Here is an 8,788-nt window from a genome sequence, read left to right on the forward strand (position 1 = left end):
ATATAAAAATTGCATGAGTTAAGCAGGGAGAAGGAATGCTGGTTGCGTGATCAGAGAGATGAAGATCGGGTGTTTGAAAAACACCCAACACAGACAGATTATTCGGTATATTTCTCCCCACAACCCAAATCACGGAAAGCCGAACTAAAACCCGGGATATCACACCATCAGATAGCATCTTCTTTATTCTGTTATGCAGGGGTACTCTCCATCATACAGGGACACATGGGGTACATGATCCTACCCAGACGTATACCCACACACATGGAACGATGAAGATGAAACCATCAGCATACATCATAGTGATCCTCATTCTTGCTGCAGCACTTACATGCCTTGTGTCAGCAGAAGAGATGAATTATCAGAAAAATCTCGGATATCAGATTCAGCCTAACATGACCACCGGATCATCAGGGGACGGGATTTCAAGGAGCCAGAACCAGGGCCCTGGTCAGCAGGGGCAACAGGGATTAGAACAGACCAAAGGGCAGAGTACACCGGCTTATGTCAGTACAGGGGTCCCGGGATCCCAGCCTGGAACGACCCCCATATCGGAAACAAGCCCACAGAAAACAAGACAGACGGATTTATCACAGACTGAACAGCCCGTGAGCCAGTCGCCCCAGAAAACCCCCACACAGGCAGAAAACCTGGATATAAATCATAAAGAACCAGTACAGACAAGCCAGCCCACACCGAAAGCCCAGGAACAAAAACAGGCTCCGGTTCAGCCGGTAACACAGCAACCAGGCAGCCAGTACCATACCATTTCTATCCCTCAATCATATCCTGAATTCAGGCAGGATCATGCTGCAATTCAGGTCACCAGCAATCCAGGCGGTGCAGGTGTATATCTTGATGGAACATACAAGGGAATTACGCCCTCATCAGGATACCTTGAGATATCAGATCTTTCACCAGGGACATACACTATTCATCTTACCCTCTCCGGATATACAGATTATACAACAGAGATCAAATTGTCCAGAAACGAGGTTTCCACGATCTCTGCAGACCTGACATCGACACATGTATCTTCAGAGTATGGAGCACTTTCAGTGCAGTCTACTCCTTCAGGAGCAGACGTTTACCTGGACAATGAATACAAGGGAATTACCCCCGTCTCGCTCCAGGGGATCGGAACAGGGTCCCATTCGGTGCTTATCAAAACAGATGGATACTCATCATACAGTGGGGACGTCTCTGTCATCCCTGACCAGGCATCAGGGCTCTCGGTTACTCTCACGGCAATTACCACCCAGACACAGACTCAAGCACCAGCCCCCACACTCCCTCCGGTGCCAGTACCGACAAAATCACCAATATCTCCCCTGATTCCAGTGGCCGGTATTGCTGCAGCAGGAATCATACTCAACAGGCAAAGAAAACAGTAAGAGTGAAGGATAACAACAGGTTTTACAGACATCTAATATGTCAACCTTTTTTCTGATGGGTGGGCTATTATCGTGATCCGAATTTCAGTATTATTCAGCCTCACGCCCTCTCCTGCTATGATCAGTAAATCTACCTGCGCTTTTATCAGAAATTCCTTTCAAACCGATAGAATCAAGTAGATATACCAGATTTCAGACCTAATGGTCATAATCATTATCCTGACACGCAACGGATGCCTCATAATGAAATATCTCTCTCTTCTGATCGTTCTTCTCTGTATATCCGGATATCTCACAACCGCTGCTACCGTTGATGATCCTCAACAGGCAGCTATCTGGTTTGACAAAGGAAAAGACCTGGCATCTATGAGCAACTACGCACAGGCTATATCAGCATATGACATGTCACTTGAGTACGGAAACAAAGACGAGGCAGTATGGCTTGAAAAGGGGAAATCACTTGCCAAGCTTGATAAATACGCAGAGGCAGTCAAATCCTTTGAAAAGGCAATTGAAATAAAACCTGACGACATCGACGCATGGACTCAGAAAGGAGATGCACTCAACTGGCTTGGAAAAAACGATGAGGCACTCCATGCATACGATAAAGTACTTGAACTCGATCCGAAAAATTCAGTTGCAAAACTAAAGAAGAACATTATTCTCAACCTCCACAATTGATACCAGCAGAATAGATCAAAAACCGGACTGAGAGAAAAGGTAAACTAGGAAAAAGAGTGAGATCAGGCCTGCACAGGAGTTACAAGCCAGGTCGTGCTGTTGGAGTAACTGTACCTCTCAATGGTGAAGTCGGGACAGGTCTCTGCAAGTATAGCCATATTCGTCCCAACCTCTTTTGAAGAGAGACCCAGTTCGCGTGCAATGTACTTGGACTTGAAGAAGCCTCTGCCAGAGCGAATCCGATCTTTCAGATACTCAATCAGGCAGATCTGACGGTCATTATAGTTGTTATTGAATCGTGCATGTAATAACATGAAATACCTCTCTGCTTTTGAAATGTAACTGATGAACATTACGATGGCGATTGTAGGAGGAAGCCGGTGTGACACCGGCATGAAGTTCGTGCATCTGTGTTCATGAAGTTCGCAAGAGAGACTTACCAGAACCTTGGACCTGACTGACATCCATAGAGGACACGGATTGTAGGAGGACATGTTGAACGCAGCCTCGTTGAGTGGACATCAGTCTGGATCCAGGCACTGTAACCAGGTACGCAGGTTCAAAGAACCTGACATCCCGGTTGGCCTCCCTGTGACATACTAGTGTTGCCTGAAATAGGGTATAAGGAAAACAGGTAAAACTGGGAGAGATCAGTTCGAAATCCGCTCAGGCCAACATTTAAGCGATTCAATCAAAACAGCATTATACAAAACGGCGGATTTGAATGTTCATGCCAATAAATCGTGTTGCATCTGGTTCAGACATCATAAAGATCTTCAGGATCGTATCGCCCATTCAGGCCTGATAAATCACCGGTAGATTGGTTTTCACTGTTGCGACGGGTTGCAACTCTATGAAACTGGCGCCATTTTTGTATCAACTTCCTGATAATATCGTTTTATGAAACCCATGTTTATGATGAAAACGCGGATGGTGAAGGGCCCTCATCCTCACAAAGGACATCTGGATATACTGACCAAATGTACGTATGAAAAATACATTCATCATTCTGATATGCCTGGGCCTAATGGCTGGCCCTTGTATCGCTGATAAGACCGTGGAAGAGTGGAATAACCTTGGTGTTGCATACTTTGGACAAGGTAATTATGACGAGGCTATCGCTGCATACTACAATGCTACGGCTCTCGACCCATCAAACGCCATGGCGTGGGGAAACATAGGTCTCGCCCTGGCAAGCCAGGGAAAGTACGAAGAGGCACGTGAAGCCCTGAATAAAACCACAACCCTCAACCCGAACGATGCTCTGGCCTGGTCTAATATGGGACTTGTACTTGATCATCTTGGTAAGTTTGAGGAGGCCATTGTCGCATATGACCATTCGCTTCAGCTTAAACCAGACACTGCAAGGACCTGGAACAACCGAGGTCTTGCCTGCCATAACCTTGGGAGAGAGGATGAGGCCCTGAGTGATTATGAAAAGGCTACAACCCTTGATCCAAAGTACGAACCTGCCTGGAAGAACAAGGGATCTGCATTATTCAACCAGGGAAAATACGAAGAAGCCCTGAAGGCCTGCGAAACAGCACTTGCCCTTAATGCAGAGGATGCAGCAGCATGGAAGACAAAGGCTGACGTACTGGAAAAACTGGGTAAAGGGGATGAGGCTCAGAAAGCTTCAGAAAAAGCTGCATCAATCCTTGAAAATTCAACATAAGATAGACCGTGCAACTCTCGCAGGTGCTTAAAGAGGTTATCCCAGATCCCCTCCATCACCTCATACCAGACCGATTTGAAGTGATCGGGGATATTGCAATCCTCTCTATTCCGGACGAACTTTCGCAATACCAGACAACCATCGCCAAAGCGCTGATCAATCAGCGAAGGAGTATAACCACTGTTCTCAGGAGAGTCTCAAAGGTCAGTGGATCCTGCAGGATCGCAGGATATCAACCGATAATCGGAACAAAGACCAGGACACTTTACAGGGAGTCAGGCTTCAGGTACCGAGTTGATCTCTCTCATGCATTTTTCACAAGCCGGCTGGCAGGAGAACGCCAGCGTATTTCTGACATTATCAAACCGGGTGAACGTGTCCTAATTCCCTTTGCCGGTGTCGGACCGTTTGTTATTCCGGTTGCTGCCAGGGGGGCACATGTCATTGCAATCGAGATAAACCCTGATGCATGCCTCCTTCTCAGAGAGAACATCAGACTAAACCATCTCGAAGACCGGGTTGCCATAATCAGGGGGGATGCTTCCCTAGCCTCTAGGATGCTCAGGATCATGTCAGACCGGGCAATTATTCCAACACCGTATGGCCTTGACGAGACCTTCATCCCTCTTTCCCGGATGGTACGCAAAGGTGGTGGTATCCATTTTTATACCTTTGACAACAGGGATGGTGCACAAGAGCGTGCCAAAATCCTTACACTGGCAGGTTTTGAAGTTGGCCGCTTGCATCGCTGTGGCAATGTTGCCCCGTCAGTAAGCAGATGGGTGTATGACCTGACCGTCCGATGAGCAGGTCATATACCAGTACCTGAATATTTTTACAGACTGCAGATGAACAGTACGGCTGTATCGATCATACCAAACGAGGAAAATAGATGCCAGAGACCCCGTACTCAAAGATATTTGCTACAGCACGGACCCAGACTCCTCTAATTCATCACATCACAAACTATGTCACCGTCAACGACTGTGCAAACATCACCCTTTGTGCAGGAGGTGCACCGGTGATGGCCCATTCACCTGATGAGGTAGAGGAGATGGTGCAGTATGCCGGTGCCCTGGTCCTCAACATCGGAACACTTGATCAGGCACAGATCGAATCCATGCTTCTTGTGGGAAAAGCAGCAGAAAAGCGAGACATCCCGATCATCCTTGACCCGGTAGGGGCCGGGGCCACAACACTCAGGACCAATGCAGCCCGCAGATTAATGACCGAATTGCAAATATCTGTTCTGAAAGGGAACGCAGGTGAGATAGGGGTACTCGCCGGAGTGGATGCAAAGGTCAGAGGAGTGGATTCAGCAGGAATATCAGGAGATCCAGTCTCGATTACAACGGAGTATGCAGGCCGCTCGGGAATGACCATTGTCATGAGCGGGAAGACAGATATTGTCAGCGATGGCAGCAGAACCCTCCTTGTAGAGAACGGCCATCCACTTATGGGAGCCATTTCAGGAACAGGATGCATGGCAGCTTCGGTCACCGGAGTGTTCGCCGCATCAGGAAAAGACAGGGTCACCAGCTCAGCTGCAGCACTTGCCACATTCGGAATCGCAGGAGAGAGGGCTGCAACTCTGGCTAAAGGTCCTGGATCATTCAAGACCGCTCTCTTCGATTCTCTCGCAGCCCTTACTCCTGACGACCTTGCAGAAGGTGCCCGGATCAGGACAGTGTAAATGAGGTACGAACTCTATGTGGTCACTGACGAGGAACTTTCGCATGGGTTAAGTCATGTGGAAATTGCCAGGCAGGCAGTGGCAGGAGGTGCTGATGTAATCCAGCTCCGGGATAAAAAACTCCCAGGTAGAGATCTATTCAGAGCTGCATGTGACATCAGGGCAGTCACTGCCAGATCCGGAGCACTCTTTATTGTCAATGACCGGCTGGATGTCGCTCTTGCCAGCAAAGCTGACGGAGTCCATATTGGGCAGCAGGATCTCCCACTCTCTTACGTCCGACCCCTCGCACCATCGCCATTTATCATTGGCGTATCAGTCTCATCAGTTGAACAAGCTAAAGAAGCTGAACAGGAAGGGGCAGATTATGTCGCAGTCAGCCCGGTTTTTTCCACTGGATCCAAACAAGATGCAGGCCACGGACCCGGTCTCGGGCTGGTAAGAGGGATATCAGACACAGTCTCAATACCGGTCATCGGAATCGGCGGGATTCATACAGATAATGCTGGAGATGTCTTTGCAGCCGGGGCTGATGGTGTTGCAGTGATATCAGCCGTGGTCAGCCAACCAGATATAACAGAGGCTGCCCGTGCTTTTAAATTACGGATCAGGCAGTTCAGGCCCTGATCATCACTCGTTTAGAAACTGGGATCCTGGTGGCAATTCGAACTTTATTCGGTAGAATTACCGGGATCTTCCGCTCCTGGAGAGGGATCAGTTGCCAGTTCTTTAGCCCATTCATCTCCGACCCATGAAAGGACAGTTTTCCCTCCCTCAATCAGTTCACTGACACGTTTTTCTGTGAGAAATATAATCTGTTCTGCAGAAATATCAGATTGCCATACAAAAGGGGCGATTTCTGATAGAGCATTAATCGGCTGATTGAGAGTATCAGGGAGATACTGCCGCGTCGCGTGATGAAGCTCACTCAATGTGGAGCCGCGTTCGGGCCTGACCCCCGTCTTCATTACGATCAATCCTTCAAGGGTATATTCAAGGGCTCGGTGGGCATAACTGGCAGCCCAGAGAAATGAACCTGCGGTCAGGAGTTCCTGAGCCAAAACAAGTTCATGATCAGCACGATTCAGCCACAGTTCAGCTTTCATTCCGGTTCCTGTTATAGAGTTATCAGAATATGATATACACTAATAAGAAAAAAGGGCTATGTTCTGACATCAGGACAAGAGGCTCTCCCCTGCCATTTGCATGAAAATGAATTGCTACACATAATCCCCGCCCGGATGATTCTATTAGTGCAGAAACCGTATCGCAGAACACTGCCACCTCAACGAGATCAAAGGTGTATTCAGGGGTGTGAATAATCTCGTGTACCTCATCGCATAGGGTATCAGATGTCCATGCCATAGTTGGTATTCCCTGCATACCACTGAAAGGGTGTTCACCCCGATGACAGGGATCAATGTGAATTATCAAAGCATTAGGTGGATAGAATTTGGTATTATGATGTGCATATGTAAAGAGAACTATTCTCCTGAATCATGGTTCAGGAAATGATGCAATGAGAGGTACTAACCTGTCTGCACTTTTACTGAATTATCAAATATACCGGAGAGAAAGGAGAGTCTCAACCTCAATAAAAACAGTGATTCAGGAATAATGCGATTCCCATCTATGATCACCGAAATTGGAACGCCTCGGGGATTTACTGTTATCCCTGCATGTTCTACTCAGTATAATTCATCACAATGATCTCACTAATGGATCCCCGTTTTTCTCCATTGCTGTTGATGGCCCGTTTTGCCATAACCCGCTCAATTCTATACTGTTCATAGAGATCATCAAAGAAGCGGTCAGTTGGATCCTCGTTTCCAGGATCAGAATTACTCAGCATCACTGATGCACCGATCCTGTCAACAGCGTCAAAAAAGTCCCTGAGTCGGACTTGATCCTGATCAGAAAACCCGTCACGTGAGTAACTTGTGAACGAGGATGATTTGGTCAGCGGTCTATACGGAGGGTCAAGATAGACAAACGTCTGGGAGTCGATGTACTCAAGACACCGTGAAAAGTCCCCATGAAGTATGGTGGTGTTCTTCAATAGTGCTGAAGCCATCCGCAGATTGTGCTCATTCACAATCCCGGGATTGCGGTATTTTCCAAACGGGACATTAAACTCTCCGCTTGAGTTTACTCTGAATAGACCGTTAAAACAGGTTTTATTGAGAAAGAGGAGTTGTGAAGCACGATGGATCCAGGAAGGTCCATAGGAGGAAAAATCAAATCCTGATCGTTCTACATTCAGTTCTGATCTGATCTCCAGGAACAATTCTTTCTGCCCTGCTTCATCAAGAGCATCATACCGGAACTGGAAATCCTGCAGAAGAATGAGAAGGGGCTCCACATCTTTTCTGATAACCTGGTAAGTGAGGACAAGTTCCTCATTTACATCACAGATAACTGATTCTTTAAATGAAAACAGTTGCATCACAAAAAAGAAGACTGCACCCCCTCCGATGAATGGTTCTATGTACCGGTCCAGGACTCCAGACTTGAGGTTCTCTGGAAATCTGGCATCAAACTCATGGAGGAGTTGAGTTTTTCCGCCAGCCCACTTCAAGAATGGTTTTGCGAATTCATTATCAGCGATGCTCCTCTTTCTGCGGAGAGAGCGGATCAGGGTGCTGCTTTTTGGGGTCATGATATGATTGAGGGTCTATACCCCGATGCCAGTACAATTTACTTCAATCATGAATCATACCTCCCATATCAGCCACGGAGCGACATCGGACAGGATGAAACTACATCGTTGAAAACCTGCAGAGAGCATTTCACAACCCATAAGAACTATAAAACCGATACGACAATTATGATTCGCAGCGGAATTCTCGTAGTACTCCTAATCATAGTCATCCTGTTTTCGGGATGTACCGGAAAAACCCAGGATGATGACTTTAAAAATCTCGTACAGAACGTGGTAACCGATTTCAAGGATCAGAAGGATCTAATTGCTAAGCCCAACCAAGGTCTGACCGCAGAGAAACTGAACCAGTATAAGTCAGCAGCTGCATCTGCAAAGGCATCTGCCGAAGCAATGACCCTTTCAGATAAGTTTGGAAAAGCCCGCGGGGTGTTTGTCATGGGAATGAATGCCACAATCAGCGCAGTCGATACACTCCAGGCTGCTGGAAAGATGGCAAATCCATCTGATATTGTCACCACTGAGTCGGTTGGCGGGTTCTTTGTCACCACCCAGACCAAGCTTGATGATACCTGCGATATGATCGGAATTCAAAAAGAGAAGGCATTCTAGATACCATTCCAGGAGGAATATACTCTTTTTCTGTACTCTCCAGCCGCGAGGGAGAGAGTACCACAATATTATTT

The 8,788-nt window shown here is 47.2% G+C and carries 11 protein-coding genes; 7 read left to right on the forward strand and 4 right to left on the reverse strand.

All coding sequences use genetic code 11. The annotated features are described in order from the left end of the window. Window positions 1–272: 272 nt before the first annotated feature. The gene (locus tag VN429_RS06280; RefSeq protein WP_325631040.1) at window positions 273–1,394 is read left to right on the forward strand and encodes a PEGA domain-containing protein; all 1,122 of its coding nucleotides are present in this window, start codon (window positions 273–275) and stop codon (window positions 1,392–1,394) included. Window positions 1,395–1,595: 201 nt separating this feature from the next. Next, window positions 1,596–2,075 carry a tetratricopeptide repeat protein gene (locus VN429_RS06285; protein WP_325631042.1) on the forward strand — a complete coding sequence of 160 codons (480 nt, stop codon included), beginning with the start codon at window positions 1,596–1,598 and terminating at the stop codon, window positions 2,073–2,075. Window positions 2,076–2,137: 62 nt separating this feature from the next. Here VN429_RS06285 and VN429_RS12555 read toward each other — a convergent pair whose 3' ends face one another. After that, the gene (locus tag VN429_RS12555; RefSeq protein WP_109968832.1) at window positions 2,138–2,389 is read right to left on the reverse strand and encodes a DUF7123 family protein; all 252 of its coding nucleotides are present in this window, start codon (window positions 2,387–2,389) and stop codon (window positions 2,138–2,140) included. Between the two features lie 713 nt (window positions 2,390–3,102). On the opposite strand from VN429_RS12555, the gene VN429_RS06295 reads away from it, so the two are divergent. The 4 genes from VN429_RS06295 (at window position 3,103) to thiE (ending at window position 6,070) form a co-directional block, all read left to right on the forward strand. Then, complete coding sequence (locus tag VN429_RS06295) at window positions 3,103–3,750, forward strand: tetratricopeptide repeat protein (RefSeq protein WP_325631046.1); 648 nt, start codon at window positions 3,103–3,105, stop codon at window positions 3,748–3,750. Between the two features lie 8 nt (window positions 3,751–3,758). Continuing rightward, entirely contained in the window at window positions 3,759–4,556 is a 798-nt protein-coding gene (locus VN429_RS06300; protein WP_325631048.1) for a class I SAM-dependent methyltransferase, read from the forward strand. Between the two features lie 86 nt (window positions 4,557–4,642). Then, window positions 4,643–5,443 (forward strand): hydroxyethylthiazole kinase, encoded by an 801-nt coding sequence (gene thiM, locus VN429_RS06305; RefSeq protein ID WP_325631050.1) that lies wholly within the window; start codon window positions 4,643–4,645, stop codon window positions 5,441–5,443. Next, on the forward strand, window positions 5,444–6,070 hold the full coding sequence (gene thiE / locus VN429_RS06310; RefSeq protein ID WP_325631055.1) for a thiamine phosphate synthase: 627 nt from the start codon (window positions 5,444–5,446) through the stop codon (window positions 6,068–6,070). A 44-nt stretch (window positions 6,071–6,114) separates the two neighbouring features. On the opposite strand, the gene VN429_RS06315 is transcribed toward thiE, so the two are convergent. The 3 genes from VN429_RS06315 to VN429_RS06325 form a co-directional block, all read right to left on the reverse strand. After that, entirely contained in the window at window positions 6,115–6,549 is a 435-nt protein-coding gene (locus VN429_RS06315; protein WP_325631057.1) for a HEPN domain-containing protein, read from the reverse strand. Window positions 6,550–6,571: 22 nt separating this feature from the next. Further along, entirely contained in the window at window positions 6,572–6,826 is a 255-nt protein-coding gene (locus VN429_RS06320) for a hypothetical protein (RefSeq protein ID WP_325631059.1), read from the reverse strand. 301 nt (window positions 6,827–7,127) lie between these two features. Next, window positions 7,128–8,102 (reverse strand): DNA adenine methylase, encoded by a 975-nt coding sequence (locus VN429_RS06325; RefSeq protein ID WP_325631061.1) that lies wholly within the window; start codon window positions 8,100–8,102, stop codon window positions 7,128–7,130. A gap of 3 nt (window positions 8,103–8,105) precedes the next feature. On the opposite strand from VN429_RS06325, the gene VN429_RS06330 reads away from it, so the two are divergent. Further along, window positions 8,106–8,714, forward strand: coding sequence for a hypothetical protein (locus tag VN429_RS06330; protein WP_325631063.1), 609 nt, complete (start codon window positions 8,106–8,108; stop codon window positions 8,712–8,714). Window positions 8,715–8,788 lie beyond the last annotated feature (74 nt).

It is taken from the genome of Methanospirillum sp., from assembly GCF_035560735.1.
In the GTDB taxonomy this organism is placed as follows: Archaea; Halobacteriota; Methanomicrobia; order Methanomicrobiales; family Methanospirillaceae; genus Methanospirillum.